This window comes from Microbacterium sp. AC026 (assembly GCF_979258475.1).
On record NZ_OZ409857.1, the window covers coordinates 2,772,600 to 2,789,500 of the forward strand.

15 protein-coding genes and 1 pseudogene are annotated in these 16,901 nt (G+C 69.9%); 9 read left to right on the forward strand and 7 right to left on the reverse strand.

What is annotated here, in order from left to right:
• Positions 1-7 precede the first annotated feature (7 nt).
• Positions 8-784 (forward strand): lysostaphin resistance A-like protein, encoded by a 777-nt coding sequence (locus ACZZ93_RS13900; protein WP_463511341.1) that lies wholly within the window; start codon positions 8-10, stop codon positions 782-784.
• A gap of 159 nt (positions 785-943) precedes the next feature.
• Here ACZZ93_RS13900 and ACZZ93_RS13905 read toward each other — a convergent pair whose 3' ends face one another.
• Genes ACZZ93_RS13905 through ACZZ93_RS13915 form a run of 3 tightly spaced genes read right to left on the reverse strand, consistent with a single transcriptional unit; the run spans position 944 to position 3,190 of the window.
• Positions 944-1,291 carry a cupin domain-containing protein gene (locus tag ACZZ93_RS13905; protein ID WP_463511342.1) on the reverse strand — a complete coding sequence of 116 codons (348 nt, stop codon included), beginning with the start codon at positions 1,289-1,291 and terminating at the stop codon, positions 944-946.
• Positions 1,288-2,694 (reverse strand): NAD(P)/FAD-dependent oxidoreductase, encoded by a 1,407-nt coding sequence (locus tag ACZZ93_RS13910; RefSeq protein ID WP_463511343.1) that lies wholly within the window; start codon positions 2,692-2,694, stop codon positions 1,288-1,290. Before ACZZ93_RS13910 ends, ACZZ93_RS13905 begins: the two co-directional genes overlap by 4 nt.
• A 28-nt stretch (positions 2,695-2,722) precedes the next feature.
• A complete protein-coding gene (locus ACZZ93_RS13915) occupies positions 2,723-3,190 on the reverse strand; it encodes an Lrp/AsnC family transcriptional regulator (RefSeq protein ID WP_053097765.1) in 468 nt (155 codons plus the stop codon).
• A 100-nt stretch (positions 3,191-3,290) separates the two neighbouring features.
• Here ACZZ93_RS13915 and ACZZ93_RS13920 point away from each other — a divergent pair.
• Positions 3,291-4,723, forward strand: a pseudogene (locus ACZZ93_RS13920) (gamma-aminobutyraldehyde dehydrogenase).
• Between the two features lie 14 nt (positions 4,724-4,737).
• Here ACZZ93_RS13920 and ACZZ93_RS13925 read toward each other — a convergent pair.
• Positions 4,738-5,025, reverse strand: a complete 288-nt coding sequence (locus ACZZ93_RS13925) for a hypothetical protein (RefSeq protein ID WP_463511344.1) — start codon at positions 5,023-5,025, stop codon at positions 4,738-4,740.
• 157 nt (positions 5,026-5,182) lie between these two features.
• On the opposite strand from ACZZ93_RS13925, the gene ACZZ93_RS13930 reads away from it, so the two are divergent.
• Genes ACZZ93_RS13930 through ACZZ93_RS13940 form a run of 3 tightly spaced genes read left to right on the forward strand, consistent with a single transcriptional unit; the run spans position 5,183 to position 8,549 of the window.
• Positions 5,183-6,322, forward strand: coding sequence for an ROK family transcriptional regulator (locus ACZZ93_RS13930; RefSeq protein ID WP_072591897.1), 1,140 nt, complete (start codon positions 5,183-5,185; stop codon positions 6,320-6,322).
• Positions 6,319-7,227, forward strand: a complete 909-nt coding sequence (locus tag ACZZ93_RS13935) for a polysaccharide deacetylase family protein (protein WP_463511345.1) — start codon at positions 6,319-6,321, stop codon at positions 7,225-7,227. Before ACZZ93_RS13930 ends, ACZZ93_RS13935 begins: the two co-directional genes overlap by 4 nt.
• Positions 7,224-8,549 carry an MFS transporter gene (locus tag ACZZ93_RS13940; RefSeq protein ID WP_463511346.1) on the forward strand — a complete coding sequence of 442 codons (1,326 nt, stop codon included), beginning with the start codon at positions 7,224-7,226 and terminating at the stop codon, positions 8,547-8,549. The genes ACZZ93_RS13935 and ACZZ93_RS13940 overlap by 4 nt, the downstream gene beginning before the upstream one ends.
• Before the next feature lie 6 nt (positions 8,550-8,555).
• On the opposite strand, the gene galE is transcribed toward ACZZ93_RS13940, so the two are convergent.
• The 3 genes from galE to galT form a co-directional block, all read right to left on the reverse strand.
• A complete protein-coding gene (gene galE, locus ACZZ93_RS13945) occupies positions 8,556-9,533 on the reverse strand; it encodes a UDP-glucose 4-epimerase GalE (protein ID WP_463511347.1) in 978 nt (325 codons plus the stop codon).
• A gap of 94 nt (positions 9,534-9,627) precedes the next feature.
• Positions 9,628-10,824: a galactokinase gene (galK, locus tag ACZZ93_RS13950; protein WP_463511348.1), complete on the reverse strand. Its 1,197-nt coding sequence runs from the start codon at positions 10,822-10,824 to the stop codon at positions 9,628-9,630.
• Positions 10,821-12,041 carry a galactose-1-phosphate uridylyltransferase gene (galT, locus tag ACZZ93_RS13955; RefSeq protein WP_053097758.1) on the reverse strand — a complete coding sequence of 407 codons (1,221 nt, stop codon included), beginning with the start codon at positions 12,039-12,041 and terminating at the stop codon, positions 10,821-10,823. The genes galK and galT overlap by 4 nt, the downstream gene beginning before the upstream one ends.
• A 158-nt stretch (positions 12,042-12,199) precedes the next feature.
• Between galT and ACZZ93_RS13960 the strand changes: the two genes are divergently transcribed.
• The 4 genes from ACZZ93_RS13960 (at position 12,200) to ACZZ93_RS13975 (ending at position 16,650) form a co-directional block, all read left to right on the forward strand.
• Positions 12,200-13,153, forward strand: a complete 954-nt coding sequence (locus tag ACZZ93_RS13960; RefSeq protein ID WP_463511752.1) for a LacI family DNA-binding transcriptional regulator — start codon at positions 12,200-12,202, stop codon at positions 13,151-13,153.
• A gap of 298 nt (positions 13,154-13,451) precedes the next feature.
• Positions 13,452-14,615, forward strand: coding sequence for a Gfo/Idh/MocA family protein (locus tag ACZZ93_RS13965; RefSeq protein ID WP_053097757.1), 1,164 nt, complete (start codon positions 13,452-13,454; stop codon positions 14,613-14,615).
• Between the two features lie 2 nt (positions 14,616-14,617).
• Positions 14,618-15,790, forward strand: a complete 1,173-nt coding sequence (locus ACZZ93_RS13970) for a dihydrodipicolinate synthase family protein (protein ID WP_463511349.1) — start codon at positions 14,618-14,620, stop codon at positions 15,788-15,790.
• Positions 15,787-16,650 (forward strand): sugar phosphate isomerase/epimerase family protein, encoded by an 864-nt coding sequence (locus ACZZ93_RS13975; RefSeq protein ID WP_463511350.1) that lies wholly within the window; start codon positions 15,787-15,789, stop codon positions 16,648-16,650. The genes ACZZ93_RS13970 and ACZZ93_RS13975 overlap by 4 nt, the downstream gene beginning before the upstream one ends.
• Positions 16,651-16,901: the final 251 nt, after the last annotated feature.

The following is a 16,901-nucleotide window of genomic DNA, read 5'->3' on the forward strand; positions in this document are numbered from 1 at the left end:
AGAACTCATGCGCGTCACCCCTCGGGTCTGGATCGGCCTCGCGATCTACGTCGGCTATGTCGCGGTCATCTTCGTCGTGTCGAAACTGAGCGGTGTCGCTTACACCGAGATCGGAACCTCCGCCGAGTTCACGTGGCGAGGGGCGGTGCTCGACCTGGCGGTCGGTGCCGTGCTGCTCGCCATCACCACGTGGCTGCTGGGATGGTGGAAGCCCGCGCTGTTCGAACGCTCGCGCTCGCACCACAAGTGGCCGATCTTCGTGCCTGCGATCATGTTCGTCGTCGCTGTCGCGAACCTGTTCAACACCGACTGGTCGAAGTTCGATGCGTCGTTCCTGCTGTCGCTGCTCGCCCTCGGGCTCGCCGTCGGATTCTGCGAGGAGCTGATGTCACGGGGACTCCTGCTGACGGCCCTCCGCTCACGCCTCTCCGAGGTATGGGTGTGGCTGCTCACCTCCCTGCTCTTCGGCGGGATGCACATCATCAACGCCGCGCTGGGCGCCCCCGTCGGCCCCACGCTCGGACAGGTGGTGCTCGCCGCCATGTCGGGCACCTGCTTCTACATCGTGCGTCGGGTGACCGGGTCGCTCATCTGGGCGATGGCCTTGCACGGCCTCTGGGACGTCTCAGTCTTCGCGGTCGGCTTCGCCCCGCTCGGCACGGCCTGGGCCGCGTTCCTGAGCCCGGTGATCGGCATCCTCGCGGTCGCCGTCGTCTACTGGGTGATCAAGGGCGCCGATGAGAAGCCGGTCGTCGTGGCGCAGGCAGCATCCGCGCGCGTCTGAGGAGGAGCGGAGCGGAGGGGCGTCGAGAGGGCGCGGCGGAGTCGTTGAATACTGGTGCGGCGTGCGTTCCTGCGTAATAGTGAATGCATCACGATCAGCCCGTTGCCGAAAGGTGCGGGCTGATTTTCTTTGGGGATCGCCTGGTCACACTTCAGCGCGTCAGGCGATGTAGATCTTGCGCAGCGTCTCGGTGACCGTCCACGCGGTGCGCTGCCCCGCGGCGAGGCGCACGACCGACCCGGGGCCGACCTCGACGGCGGGCAGCGGGGGGTCGACGAACTCGATCCGCGCCTGACCGGTCAGCACGACGAAAACCTCGTCGACCTCGGTGTCCGATGCCGTGCCGGGCGTCATCTCCCAGATACCGACCTCGACCTCGCCGAGCATCGCCAACGCATGCGTGGCGGTCGTCGGCTGTCCGAGGAGCACGTCGTCGGCCGGCAGCGGTTCGTGCACGAGCGGCAGTGCCACCGCATCGACTCCGGTTCCCGGCGCGAGCTCGCTCACGAGTCGAAGCCCATGCCGACGGCATCCAGCGTCTTGAGGAACAGGTTGCGCTTGCCCTCGTTGTGATCGGCCCGGTTCATCGCCGCTCGCACGAGGTTGACGCCGATCGAGGCGACGGGCTCGGGCGGGAACGGGATCGGCTTCTCGCGCACCATCGCGAGCTCGGTGCGCTCGGTCGGCTCGCCCGACAGCTTGTCGAGCATGACGTCGGCGGCGAAGCGCGCGGCGCCGACGCCGAGCCCGGTGAACCCGGTCGCGTAGGTCACGCGTCCCTTGCGGGCGGTGCCGAAGAACGCGCAGAAGCGACTCGACGAGTCGATCGCCCCCGCCCACCGATGCGTGAAGCGCAGCCCCTCGAGCTGGGGGAACGTCGTGAAGAAGTGCGAGGCGAGCTTGCGGTGGCTCTCGGCGCGATCCTCGTACTCGGGTCGCACCTTGCCGCCGAAATGGTAGACCGCGTCGTATCCGCCGAACAGGATGCGGTTGTCGGCGGTGAGGCGGTAGTAGTGGAACTGGTTGGCGCTGTCGGCCAGGCCCTGGCGGTTCGACCACCCGATCGATGCCAGCTGCTCGTCGGTCAGCGGCTCGGTCATGAGCACGTAGTCGTAGACGGGAACCGTCATCAGGCGGTTGCGCTTGAGCAGCGAGGGGAAGACGTTCGTGGCGAGAGCCACGGCATCCGCTCGCACCTGCCCGCCGTCACGTGTGACGAGCGTGATCGCGCTCGATCCGTCGCCGATGACCTCGCGCACGAGCGACTGCTCGTAGATCTCGACCCCGAGTTCGACCGCGACGCGCGCCAGCTCGAGACCGAGCTTGGCGGGGTGCACGAGCGCACAGGCATCGCGCTCCCAGGCGCCGGCGAGGAACGTGTCGGAATGCACCTCGGCCTGCACGGCCTCGCGGTCGAGGAATCCCTCCTCCTCGCGCAGCCACTCCACCTGGTGCGGCTCGACGGCGACGGCCAGCTGGCCGGTGCGCTCGAAGTCGACATCCATGTCGTAGCGCTTGACGGTCTGCTCGATGCCGTCGAGGTTCTCGATCCCCAGCTCTTCGAGGCGGTCGATCTCGTCGGGCCAGCGGGTGAGGCCGTTCTCGCGCCCGTGCGTGAGGCTCGCCTCGCAGAACCCGCCGTTGCGGCCCGACGCCGCCCACGCGATGCGGGACGCCTCCAGCAGCACGACGCGACGCTCGGGATCGCGCTCCTTGGCGCGCACGGCCGTCCAGAGACCGGCGTAGCCGCCGCCGACGATGGCGAGGTCGGCCGTGATGCTCTCGGTGAGTGCGGGGTGCGAGACACGCTCGACGTCATCGAGCCAGAACACGCTGAACGCGGTGTCGCGCAGCGAGGCATCGATCACGGCATCCGCGGGGCGGCGACGTTCGAAGACCGTGGTTCCCATGGTGTTCTCCTGGTTCCGGACCCGCGCCTCAGCGCGTGCCCCAGTTGTAGAGGTCTTTGTAGAGCCCTGCGTAGAGCAGGCTCTCGGTGTGCGTGATGCCGGGGATCGTACGGATGCGAGTCGCGATCAGATCGAGCAGGTGGCTGTCGCTCTCGCACACCGCCTCGACGAGGATGTCGAACGTGCCGAGCGTGACGACGACGTACGCGAGTTCGGTGATCTTCGTCAGCTCCTCGGCGATCAGTCGCGGGTCGCCCGTGACGCGGATGCCGATCATCGACATGCGGTTGAAGCCGAGCTGCATCGGGTCGGTCACCGCGACGATCTGGATGATGCCCGCCTCGGTCATGCGCTGCACGCGCTGACGCGCCGCCGCCTCGCTGAGCCCCACCTCTCGGCCGATCTCGGCATAGGGTCGTCGACCGTCCTCCTGCAGCAACTCGACGATCCGCTTCGAGATGTCGTCCAACACGGGCTGCTTCGGCGTGGTGCTCATGTGTCGATATTGACAGGATCGGCGCTTCCTGGCAACTGATTCCATCGTTAAGGTCACTTCACTCTTCTGTATTCGTGATCCGATCGCTAGCATGGCGAGCATGGCCACAGAACTCCTACAGAACTTCATCGGCGGGCAGTACGTTCCCGTGAGCGGACAGACGCGGATGCCGTTGATCGACCCGGTGACCGAGGAGGCCTACGGCGAGCTGCCGGTCTCGGACGCCTCCGACGTGGACGCCGCCTACGCCGCCGCATCCGCCGCGTTCCCGATCTGGCGCGACACCACTCCCGCCGATCGCCAGCTCGCGCTGTTCCGCATCGCCGATGAGATGCAGACCCGCGCCGAGGAGTTCGCCGACCTCGAGTCGAAGGACACCGGCAAGCCGCGAGCCAGCCTCGTGGCCGACGAGATCCTGCAGTCGATCGACCAGCTGCGCTTCTTCGCCGGAGCCGCCCGCAGTCTCGAAGGACGCGCGGCGGGGAGTACCTCGCCGGCCACACCTCGTTCGTGCGCCGCGAGCCGATCGGCGTGATCGGACAGGTCACCCCCTGGAACTATCCGCTGAACATGGCCGTGTGGAAGATCGCCCCGGCGCTCGCCGCAGGCAACACGGTGGTGCTGAAGCCCGCCGAGTCGACGCCCCTGACCACCCTGCTGCTCGCCGAGATCGTCGCGCTGCACACGCCCGCCGGCACGCTCAACGTCGTGCTCGGCGACCGCGACACCGGCGTGGCACTGGTCGAGCATCCGACGCCGCAGATGGTCGCCATCACCGGATCCGTGCGCGCCGGGATGGCCGTCGCGCGATCCGCGGCGAACGACGTCAAACGGGTGCACCTCGAGCTCGGCGGCAAGGCGCCCGCGATCGTCTTCCCCGATGCGAACCTCGACAAGGCGGCATCCGGCATCGTCACCGGCGCGTTCTTCAACGCCGGACAGGACTGCACCGCGGCCACCCGCGTGCTCGTGCACTCGTCTGTGCACGACGAGTTCGTCGCCGCGCTCGTCGAGAAGGCGAAGACGGATGCCCGCACGGGCTCCCCGCACGAGGAGGGCGTGCTCTACGGTCCCCTCAGCAGCGCTGCCCAGCTCGCTCAGGTGCAGGGCTTCGTCGACCGCCTGCCTGCACACGCCACGATCGAGACCGGCGGTGCGCGTCAGGGTGAGAAGGGCTACTTCTTCGAGGCGACCATCGTGTCGGGTCTGCATCAGGACGACGAGGCCGTGCAGGGCGAGATCTTCGGCCCGGTGCTGACCGTGCAGTCGTTCGAGACCGAGGAGCAGGCGCTCGAGATGGCGAACGACGTGCCCTACGCCCTCGCATCGTCGGTGTGGACCGCCGATCATGCCCGCGCGATGCGCTTCTCGCGCGACCTCGACTTCGGCTGCGTGTGGATCAACACCCACATCCCGTTCGTCTCGGACATGCCTCACGGCGGTTTCAAGCACTCGGGCTACGGCAAAGACCTCTCGCAGTACGGCTTCGACGACTACACGCGCATCAAGCACGTGATGTCCGCGCTGGACTGACGGCGGGTCTCGGGCTACCAGCGCGAGCGGATGAGCGACCCTCGCTTGAATCGCACCACCGAGATCGTCATCGGCACACTGCCGACGGGGGCATCGAGCGCTCGCGCGAGCAGCAGCTCGGCGGCCGATCTGACCTCGGCGAGCGTCGCGGCGACGCCGCGCACGTCGAGGTCGGCGACGTGCAGCACCCACCACCCGCGCTCGAGCAGGGCCGTCACCTCATAGGGGTACACGGCCGGGGTCGGAGTGTCGATGCGCGACGACGGACGTCGGTCGAGCCGGTGCGGGATGGTCGGTCGCATCGGATGCCTCCTCCCTGTGGTCGTGCGGGGCCGCGGTGGCTCCCTGAAGCAAGACGCGCACGGCCGCGGATCATGACGCGGATCAGGGTCCGGATCTCTCGACACGTATGACGCGATGTGTCAAGCTGGGGCGGACGTCGAATCCGGGGGGATCAACTTGGCACGACCACTTGCGGGGCCCCAGACCCTGCTCCGAACACTCAACGGCCGCGCGATCCTCGAGACGCTCGCGCGCCGAGGCCCGCTCACCCGCGCCGAACTGGTCGCCGAGACCGGTCTCTCGCGCACTGCGGTGACGCAGGTGCTGCGGATGCTCGAATCATCGTCGGCGGTCGCCGCTGCGGGCGTCGACCGTGACACGCGGGGACCGGCAGCAGGGCGCGTCTCGCTGCATCCTCATCTCGGACTCGCCGCGGCAGTGCACGTCGACGCCCACGCCGCCCACGTCGCGCTGGTCGACCCCACCGGAGCCGTGCGGGCCGAGAGCCACGCCGCCTTCCCCGTGCGCGGGGACCGCGTGCAGCACATCGCCGGCCTCATCGATGCCTGTCAGAGGGCGGTGGCCGGTCCGCTGCTGCTCGCGGTCGTCGGCATCCCGGGCATCGTCACCGCCGACGGGGGCATCCGCGATGATCAGGGTCCCGACGGCGGCGCGTTCAAGAACGCCCTGTCGACGCGCCTCGGCTGCCCGGTGAGGGTCGAGAACGACGTCAACCTCGCAGCGCTCGCCGAGCTCTCCGAGGGCGCCGGCGCGGCGCTCAGCAGCTTCGCGCTGCTGCTCCTCGACGACGGACTCGGCGCCGGCATCGTGATCGACGGCTCCCTGCACCGGGGCTTCTCGGGCGTGGCCGGCGAGGTCATGTATCTGCCGCAGAGTCCGCTGCCGATCGGCGCTCCCGTGCTCGGTGACGCCGTCGTGCGCGACCTCGCCCTGGCGAACGGGCGTGACCCGGACGAGACGATCGACCAGCATCTCGACGCCGCCTCCGCCGGCGATCCGGCCGCACTCGCCATGGCCGCCGAGATGGGACGCAGGCTCACCCTGATCGCGGGCAGCATCGCGCTCGTGCTCGATCCCGAGGCGTTCCTCCTCAGCGGCACTGCCGCGCACCCGGCGCTGGCCCGAGCGGCGGTCGCCTTCGCCGAAGAGCTCGCCCCGCAGCTCCCGCTCACCCTCCTCGTCTCGTCGTTCGGCCCGGAGGCGCCGCTGGTCGGCGCAGTCGGTGAGGCGGCATCCGCTCTTCGCGCGACCGTGTTCTCGCGGTTGCTTCCCGCATCGGACAGGAGTCGGCGATGACCTCGGACCTCGCGGATCGCCTCGGCCTTGCGCCCGGAGCCAGGGGCGTGATCATCAACGCCGACGACTTCGGCATGTGCCACGCGGCCAACACCGCGATCATGCGGCTGCTCGATGCGGGGCACATCGACTCGACGACGCTCATGGTGCCGTGCGCGTGGGCACCCGAGGCGCTCGCTTTCGCGGCCTCGCGCGCCGACCTCGACGTTGGCGTGCACCTCGTGCTCACGAGCGAGTGGACCGACTACCGCTGGCGGCCCCTCACCGGCACCGACACCACCCTCGTCGACGACGCGGGGTACTTTCCCGCCGGCGTTCTCGCGATCGAAGAGCTCGCGTCGGTCGACGACGTCACCGCCGAGATCGCCGCACAGCTGCAGACGGCGTTGGATGCCGGGGTCGACGTGACGCATCTCGACAACCACATGGGGTCTGTCTATGGTCTGCTGACCGGGCGGGACTTCCTCGGCCCGGTGTTCGAGCTCGCCGCCCGCAACGGCCTGCCGTTCCGGCTGCCGCGCAGCATGGACGGGACCGGCGACGACGCCGCCCTGCAGGCGAAGCTCGCCGAGGCCTCGGCCGCCGCCGATGCGCTCGGCGTCGAGATCATCGATCGGCTGTGGAGCCACCCGTTCGAAGAGGCGCCGGACGAGTCGTACGACCAGGTGCGCGACGGGTTCATCGCGCTGCTGCGCGCGGTTCCGGCCGGAGTGACCGAGATCTACCTGCATCCGATGGTCGACGACGACGAGCTGCGCGCGGCCGTCGACTTCGGTGCGGCCAAACGCGGGCACGAGCTTCGCCTGCTCTCCGACCCCGAGGTGCTGCAGGTGTTCGCCGACGAGGGACTGGTGCGGCTCGGATGGCGCGATCTGCGCGATCTGCAGCGGAGCCGACGCGCATGACGTCGTTGACGACGCGGCTGCGCGACCGACGACTCGACGCCGCCCCCACGAGGGCTCAGGCCATCGCGTTCGGAGCATCGGGGTTCCCGACCCAGCTCATGGCGCAGACGTTCTCGGCTTTCGTCGTCTACTTCTACGTCACCCACCTCGGTGTCGCGCCAGCATGGGTGGCCGCGGCGATGATCGCGCACGGCGTGCTGAACGCGGTGCTCAACCCGGTCGTCGGGGCGCTGTCCGATCGCATCCGCACGCCGTGGGGCCGCCGCATCCCGTGGATCGGTCTCGGCATCGTGCCGCTCGTGGTCGCCTTCGCGCTGGTGTGGATGCCGCCGGAGCTGCCGACCGCCGGGCTGATCGTCTGGTTCCTGATCGTGGTGGCGGTGTACGACATCGCCTTCGTCGTGGTCGTGCTGAACATCTCGGCGCTGTTCCCCGAGATCTTCCGCACCACCGATGAGCGGGCGCGCGGCAACGTGCCCCGGCAGATCTTCGCGATCCTCGGCATGGTGCTCGGCACCGCGGGTGCCCCTGCGCTGTACGGCTCGATCGGCTGGCCGGGAATGGCCCTCGTGCTCTCGGCGGTCTGCCTCGTGCTGCTCGTCTGGTCGTTCTTCGGCGGCATGATCGAGCGTCGAGTGCCCGAGGCCGCATCCGAGGCGATGCGCTGGGGCGACCAGCTGAAGTACACGTTCGCGAACCGGGCGTTCGTGCCCTACGTGCTCGGCTCGCTGTTCATCCAGACCTCGATCGCCGTCATCCTCGCGGCGCTGCCGTTCTACGTGCGCTACTCGCTGGGCGCCGCCGAGGGCGAGGCGAGTCTGCTGCTGGGGGCGATCTTCGTCACAGCCATCCCGTCGATCGTGCTGTGGAGCGCGATCGTGCGCCGCACCTCACCCCGCGCAGCGCTGCTGTGGAGCGTCGCCGTGTTCGGGATCTCCGTGCTCGGCTACCTGCTGCCGTCGACCGTGCTCGCCGCAGCGCTCATCGGCGTCGCGGTGGGCGTCGGCGTCGGCGGTCTGCTGCAGCTGCTCGAGGTCGTGCTCGCCCAGATCATCGACGAGGACGCCACCCGCACCGGTCATCGACGCGAGGGCGCGTATTTCGGGGTGAACGGCTTCGTCGTACGCGGCTCGGTCGTGCTGCAGGCCGTCGTGGCGGCGGTGGTGCTCACGGCATCCGGCTTCGACGCCTCGCTCGGCGATGCGCAGCCGGAGGCCGTCGACGGCGGGATCCGCGTCATGGTCACGGTGGTCCCGCTCGTCTTCGCCGCCCTCGCGTGGCTGTGCTTCTGGCTCTACCCGATCCGCACGCGCGATCTCTGACCGACGTCAGGACGCGGCCTGACGGGCCTCCCAGCCCGTGCGGACCATCTCGTCGACCGTGTATCGCATCTTCCAGTCGAGGTCACGCGCGGCGAGCTCGCCGGTCGCGACGATGCGGTCGGGGTCTCCCGGACGCCGAGGGCCGATCTCAGGGGTGAAGTCGATGCCCGTGACGCGTGCGACCGCGTCCATGATCTGCTTCACGCTGAGGCCGTCGCCCGAGCCGAGGTTGTATGCGGCCTCGATCGGCTCGCCACCGGCGAGACGCTTCGCTGCCGCGACGTGGGCGGCGGCGATGTCGCCGACGTGCACGTAGTCGCGCACGTTGGTGCCGTCCTCGGTGTCGTAGTCGTCGCCGTTGATGCGGGGGGTCTCGCCGGCGATGAGCTTCTCGAACACGATCGGGAAGAGGTTGTGCGGGCTCACGTCATAGACCGACGGGTCGGCCGACCCGACCACGTTGAAGTAGCGCAGCGAGGTGTGACGCAGCGGCTTGTCGGAGTCGGCGATCGCGATCGCCTGGTCACGGAGCAGCCACTCGCCGATGAGCTTGGACTCGCCGTAGGGGCTCGCCGGCTTCTTGGCGGTCTCCTCGACGACGAGCGCCACATCGGGAGTGCCGAACACGGCCGCCGACGACGAGAACACGATGTTGGTGACGCCCGCGGCATCCATCGCCTCGAGGATCACCCGAGTGCCCTCGACGTTCTGCGCGTAGGTGTGCAGCGGGCGCTGCACCGAGACGCCGGCGTACTTGTATCCGGCGACGTGGATGACACCCTCGGCGTCGTGATCGCGCAGCGCCTTCTCGACCAGTTCACGGTCGAGGATGCTGCCCTGCACGAAAGCCACGCCTTCGGGCACGAACGATGCGACGCCGCTCGAGAGGTCGTCGAGGACGACGGGCGTGAGCCCGGCATCCGCCAGTGCGCGAACGACGTGCGAGCCGATGTAGCCGGCGCCGCCGGTCACGATCCAGGACATTGTGCTCCTCAGGGTGGGGAAGTGTTCAGTATCTCAGGTCGCGATCGGCGGACTCTGAGGCCGCGCGTTCACGACGTGGTCGAGCGGGCAGCGGTCACGCGTCGCGATGCGCCCCGGCCGACGGCGTGACGGTGAAGATCACGGGGGAAGTGAAACCGGATGCGGCGAACGCCGCCGACACGGCATCCGTCACCTGCTGCACCGAGTCCTGCTCGATCAGCGCGATCGCCGCACCGCCGAAGCCTCCGCCGGTCATGCGAGCACCGAGTGCGCCGGCCGCGAGGGCCGTCTCGACCGCCGTGTCGAGCTCGGGGACCGAGATCTCGAAGTCGTCGCGCATCGAGGCGTGCGAGGCCACGAGCAGGTCGCCGATCGCACGCGCACCGTCTTCGCGCAGCACCACGACGGTGTCGAGCACGCGCTGGTTCTCGGTGACCACGTGCCGCACGCGGCGGAACGTCACGTCGTCCATGAGCTCCTCGGCGCGGGGCAGGTCGTCGACCGAGACGTCGCGCAGGCTCGGCACGCCCATGATCGCGGCACCGCGCTCGCAGGCCGCACGGCGCTCGCCGTATCCGCCCGTGGAGTGCGCGTGCTTGACCCGGGTGTCCATCACGAGGATCGCGAGGCCGGCCTCGGCGATGCCGACCTGCACGAGGTTCGCATCGAGCGAGCGGCAGTCGAGGAAGATCGCGGCATCCGGCTCGCCGAGCATCGACGCCATCTGGTCCATGATGCCGGTCGGGGCGCCGACCGCCTCGTTCTCGGCCTTCCGACCGACGCGGGCGAGGGCGACGCGGTCGAGCCCGGCCTCCCAGAGATCGTTGAGCGCGGATGCCGTGGCACCCTCGATCGCCGCCGACGACGAGAGCCCCGCACCCACGGGCACGTCGGACGCGATGGCGATGTCGAGCCCCGAACCGGTGGCCGCGGACGGAGCGACACCCTCGGCCTGGCGCAGCGCCCAGGCGACACCGAGGGGGTAGGCGGCCCACTCGGGCACGCGCGGCGCGGTGCCGGTCGGGGTCGGGAACAGCTCGTCGAGGTCGTCGAGGGAGACCTCGACCGGCTCGTCGGCGAACGTCGAGGCGACGCGGATGCGGCGGTCGTCGCGAATGCCGACGGCGGCGACCGTGCGATGCGGGATGGCGAAGGGCAGCACGAATCCGTCGTTGTAGTCGGTGTGCTCGCCGATCAGGTTCACGCGCCCCGGCGCCGACCAGACGCCTTCGGGGGTGCGACCGGTGAGGTCGGTGAAGAGTGCGCGCGCGGCGTCCTGGGTGGTGGTCATGCGGATGCCTCGTCTGCGTTCTGGTCTGCGGATGCGGTGTGTGCGGCGTCGGCCTTCGCGATGGCCTCGCGGATGCGGGCCGCACCCTGCTCGGGGGTGACCTCGGCGGCCCAGGCCCACATCGCGGCCTCGGATCCCGCGAGGAACTTGAGCTTGTCGGCCGCCCGGCGGGGGCTGGTCAGCTGCAGGTGCAGGCGCACGCTGTCTCGGCCGACGTTCACCGGGGCCTGGTGCCAGGCGGCGATGTAGGGCGTCGGGGTGTCGTAGAGCGCGTCGACGCCGCGGAGCAGTCGCAGATAGAGGGGCGCGAGCTCGTCGCGTTCGGCATCCGTCGTCTCGGCGAAGTCCGGAACGTGGCGGTGCGGCATGAGGTGCACCTCCAGCGGCCAGCGGGCGGCGAAGGGCACGAATGCCGTCCAGTGCTCCCCGCGGAAGACGACCCTCTCGGACGCCTGCTCGGACTCGAGGATGTGCTGGAACAGGTCGGGCGCGGTGCGGTCGATCGAGTCGAGCAGGCGCGTGGTGCGCGGCGTCACGTAGGGGTAGGCGTAGATCTGGCCGTGGGGGTGGGGGAGCGTGACGCCGATGGCCTCGCCGCGGTTCTCGAACGGGAAGATCTGCTGGATGCCCGGCAGCTTCGACAGGGCGGCGGTGCGGTCGGCCCAGGCCTCGATCACTGTGCGGGCGCGCGTCACCGACTGGGTGCCGAACGAGCCGGTGTGCTCGGGGCTGAAGCACACGACCTCGCAGCGTCCGACCGAGGTGCGGGTGCGGCCGAGTCCGAGGGCGGCGAGATCGTCGAGCCCGCGGGGAGGGTTGCTCGCCTCAGGAGCGGTGCCGGTCGCCTCGGCGAGGGCGGGGCCGAAGGCGGGCGAGCGGTTCTCGAACACGGCGACGTCGTAGAGCGACGGCACCTCCGAGGGGTTGGTCGGCGACTGCGGAGCGAGAGGATCGGCGTCGGCGCTCGGCATCATCACGCGGTTCTGCCGGTTGGCGGCGACCGTGATCCAGTCGCCGGTCAGCACATCGAGGCGCATCGTGGCGGTCTCGCCGCGGGCGTCGAGCGTGCGGCTGTCGACGGCGCGGTCGGCGCCGAGCGTCGTGTCGGGATCATCGAAGTAGATCAGTTCGCGGCCGTCGGCGAGCGTCGTCGCGCGCTTGACGATGCCGGCGGAGAGGGTCTCGGTTCGCAACTCAGGAGATTCGGGCGTGTTCACGTAAACATGGTACGCACAGCGCCGTGGTAACGTCAACATTCCGGAGTTGTGAGCGCGTAGAGAGGGTGCCCGTGGACGACGAGCTGCTGCGCGACGATGATCTGCGTCGCAGCGCCGCGCGCCCGCGCCGCCGCCAGGCCCCGTCCGGTCGTGTCTCGATGGCGATGGTCGCCTCCCGCGCCGGCGTCTCGGGTCAGACCGTGTCGCGCGTCGTCAACGACAGCCCTCGCGTCGACCCCGCGACCCGCCGGCGCGTCGAAGCCGCGATGGCCGAGCTCGGCTACCGCCCCCACCGCGCAGCGCGCGCTCTGCGCACCGGACGCTCGCAGACCATCGGACTCGTCGTCACCACTCTCGCGACGGTCGGCAACTCGCGGATGCTGCAGGCCACCGCCGAGGCCGCGGCTGAACGCGGCTACGCCCTCACCCTCGTCACCGCGGGCGACAGCGTGGCCGACGCCTTCGAGCGCCTGGCCGAGCAGGAGGTCGACGGCGCGATCGTGCTGAACGAGGCGTCGGCGCTGGTACCCGCAGCCGATCGGCCGCCGGGACTGCGCCTCGTGGTCGTCGACGCCCCGGGGTCTGCGGATCTCGCGGTCGTGCACAGCGACCATGTCGGAGGCGCAGCTGCGGCGACCGCTCACCTGCTGGGCCTCGGACACGAGACGGTGCACCACCTCGCCGGGCCTGCCGACTCGTTCGCGGCCGCCGAGCGCGAGCGCGGATGGCGGAAGGCGCTCGCGGAGGTCGGGGTCGAGGCGACCGAGGTCGTCCGCGGCGACTGGACCGCCGAGGCAGGGTTCGCCGCGGGCGAGGCGCTGCGAGCAGCATCCGCCGTTTTCTGCGCCAACGACCAGATGGCGCTCGGGCTCCTCCGTGCGCTCGCCGAGTCGGGGCGGCGGGTTCCCGAGGACGTCAGCGTCATCGGCTTCGACGACGTGCCGGATGCCGCCAACTACCGCCCACCGCTGACGACGATCCGTCAGGACTTCGCCGCCCTGGCACACCGCGCCGTCGACCTGCTCGTCGCCGACATCGAGGGTGCCGCGGACGGTGCGGCATCCGCTGTCGTCGTGCCGACGCTTCTGGTCGAACGCTCCAGCACCCGCTGAGCCGCGCTGCCCGCCACCCTCTGCCCCCCCGCCACCCTCTGCCCCCCCGCGCCCCACGCCCCGCCCGCCCCCGCACCCCGCCCCCTACGGTGCGTGGCCAGAAACGCACCTGAATCGCGCCTTTCGGATGCGTTTGTGACCACGCACGCGGCAGGGGCGGCCATGCCACCGCCCCGCGAACCCGGATAGCGGTTTCCACCCGCCGCTTGCGCGCCCGACGGAGTCGTGGCATGCTGACGGAAAGCGCTTACCCACCTCGGGCGACCGGCGCACGGGCTTCCCACAGAACGGACCAGCAATGTCACAGGCGACACCCCGCGAGATCGGGATCATCATGAACGGCGTCTCCGGGCGCATGGGCTACCGGCAGCACCTCGTGCGGTCGATCCTCGCGATCCGCGACCAGGGCGGCATCGAGCTGCCCGACGGATCCCGCATCACGGTCAAGCCGCTGCTTGTCGGCCGCAACGAGGCCAAGCTCGCCGAGCTCGCCGCGAAGCACGGCATCGACGACTACACGACCGACCTCGACGCAGCGCTCGCCGACCCGAAGTGGGAGATCTACGCCGATTTCCTCGTGACCAAGGCCCGCGCCTCGGCCCTTCGCAAGGCGATCGCGGCCGGCAAGGCGATCTACACCGAGAAGCCGACCGCCGAGTCGCTCGACGAGGCCCTCGAGCTCGCGCGTCTCGCGGACGAGGCCGGCGTCAAGACCGGCGTCGTACACGACAAGCTCTACCTGCCGGGTCTGCAGAAGCTCAAGCGCCTCATCGACTCCGGTTTCTTCGGCCGCATCCTCTCGGTGCGCGGCGAGTTCGGCTACTGGGTCTTCGAGGGCGACTGGCAGCCCGCGCAGCGCCCCAGCTGGAACTACCGCACCGAAGACGGCGGCGGCATCATCGTCGACATGTTCCCGCACTGGAACTACGTGCTCGAGAACCTGTTCGGCGAGGTCAAGAGCGTCTACGCGCAGGCCGCCGTGCACATCGCCGACCGCTGGGACGAGAACGGCGAGCACTACACCGCCACCGCCGAGGACGCCGCGTACGGCATCTTCGAGATCGAGGGCGGCATCGTCGCCGAGATCAACTCCAGCTGGACGGTGCGCGTCAACCGCGACGAGCTCGTCGAGTTCCAGGTCGACGGCACCCACGGATCCGCGGTCGTCGGACTCTTCGGCGCGAAGATCCAGCCCCGCAACGCGACTCCGAAGCCGGTCTGGAACCCCGACCTCGAAGACAGCCACGACTACGACGCCGACTGGCAGAACGTCCCGACCAACGACGTCTTCCTCAACGGCTTCCGTCAGCAGTGGGAGGAGTACCTGGTCTCGTTCGTCGAGGGCACGAAGTACCCCTTCGACCTGCTCTCGGGCGCCCGCGGCGTGCAGTTCGCCGAGGCGGGGCTGACCTCCAGCGCCGAAGGCCGCAAGGTCGCGCTCACCCCGCTGACGTTGGGCTGAGCATGACCACTCTCCGACTTCTCGACGCCGCGGGTGCGGTGACGGATGCCGAGCTGCGCGAAGGCGGCAAGTACACGCGTCCGGCCTCTCCGCTGCAGAGCCGCGTCGCGTACGCCGCAGCCCATGTCGTGCCGAAGGTGCACGCCGACAACACCCCGGGGCAGCCCGCCGACATCGACTGGGACTCGACTCTGGTGTTCCGCCGCAACGCGTACTCGTGGGGTCTGGGCGTCGCCGACGCCATGGACACCGCTCAGCGGAACATGGGGCTGGATGCCGCGGCGACGCGCGAGCTCATCGCGCGCAGCGCCGAGGTCGCCCGCGAGGAGGGCGGCTCGGTCGTGGTCGGCGTCAACACCGATCACGTCGCCGAGTCGCACATCTCGCTCGACCAGGTGATCGACGCCTACAAGGAGCAGCTGCACTTCACCGAGGAGCAGGGGGCGGGCCCGGTGCTCATGGCCTCTCGCCACCTCGCCCGTGTCGCTGAGAACGCCGACGACTACCGTCGCGTCTATCGCGAGGTGCTCTCGGCGGCCACCGTCCCGGTCGTGCTGCACTGGCTCGGCACGGCTTTCGACCCCGAGCTCGCCGGGTACTTCGGAGCGGACGACTGGCAGACGGCATCCGCTGTGCTGCTCGACGTGATCGCCGAGAACCCCGACAAGGTCGCCGGCGTGAAGATGAGCCTCCTGAACGCCGAGTCGGAGATCTCGGTGCGCGAGCGACTGCCGCAGGGTGTGCGCATGTTCACCGGCGACGACTTCAACTACGTCGGCCTCATCGGCGGAGACACCGTGGGGCAGGGTGACGGGCACTCCGACGCGCTGCTCGGCGCGTTCGCGGCCATCACCCCGGTCGCCTCCGCGGCGATCCAGGCGCTGGATGCCGGGGACCCCGAGCTCTACCTCGAGATCCTCGGCCCGACCGAAGAGCTCAGCCGCCAGGTGTTCGCCGCGCCGACCTTCTATTACAAGACCGGTGTCGCCTTCCTCGCCTGGCTCAACGGGCACCAGCCCGCGTTCCAGATGGTCGGCGGACTGCACTCGGCGCGCAGCCTTCCGCACCTCAGCCGCATCGTCGAGCTGGCGAACGCGTCGCTCGCCCTCGAGAATCCCGAACTCGCTCGCGAGCGCTGGCACGGGATGCTGCGCCTGAACGGAGTGGACCTGTGACCGTCGACCCGCGCCTGTCGATCAACCAGGCCACGATCAAGCACGCAGACCTCGCGACGGCGCTGCGGGCGACGGCGGATGCCGGCATCCAGGCGATCGGCCTGTGGCGCGAGCCCGTGAACGAGGTCGGGCTCGACGTCGCCGCGCAGATGCTCGCCGATTCGGGGCTGCGCTTCACGACCCACTGCCGCGGTGGTTTCTTCACCCTTCCGGAGGGGCCGGATCGCATTGCTGCGCTCGACGACAACCGCCGAGCGATCGAGGAGACCGCGACCCTCGCCGCCGCGGGCGCCGACGGATCGACGGCCGTGCTCGTGCTCGTGGCCGGCGGCATCCCGGTGGGATCGCGCGATCTGATCGGCGCGCGCGAGCGTGTGCGCGACGCGATCGGCGTGCTCGCGTCCGACGCGAAGGCGGCGGGCGTGACGCTCGCGATCGAGCCGCTGCATCCGATGTACGCCTCCGACCGCGCGGTCGTCTCGACGCTCGGGCAGGCGCTCGACATCGCGGCCGATTTCGATGCCGACGTCGTGGGCGCGGCGGTGGACACGTTCCACGTCTGGTGGGATCCGCAGGTGCTCGAGCAGATCACGCGCGCCGGCCGGGAGGGGCGCATCGCGACGTACCAGGTGTGCGACTGGAAGACCCCGCTCGCCGCCGATGCGCTGCTGTCGCGGCACTACACGGGTGACGGCGTGATCGACTTCGGCTCGCTCACGCGGGCCGTGATCGACACCGGATACGACCGTGACATCGAGGTCGAGATCTTCAACGCCGACATCTGGGCGGACGCTCCCGAGCACGTCGTCCGTCGTACGGCCGAGACCTTCGGCACCGCGATCTCGCCGCATCTGCGCTGACGGCCGCCGAGAATCGGTCGGGGTCGGGTTTCGGTCGGGCACCGGGATCCGGTCGGGCACCGGGATCCGGTCGGGGCCGGGGTCCGGTCGGGCACCGGCCGCAAACCCCCGCGAGTGGGCCACGCTTCCACCGTCTGCAGGACTCGAGCACGGATGCAGGGCCATGACACCGTTTCCGTCCTGCATCCGTGCCCGCGTCCTGCAGACGGGACGGGGTGCGGCGGTCTTCTCGTCGGACCGGACCGGACCGG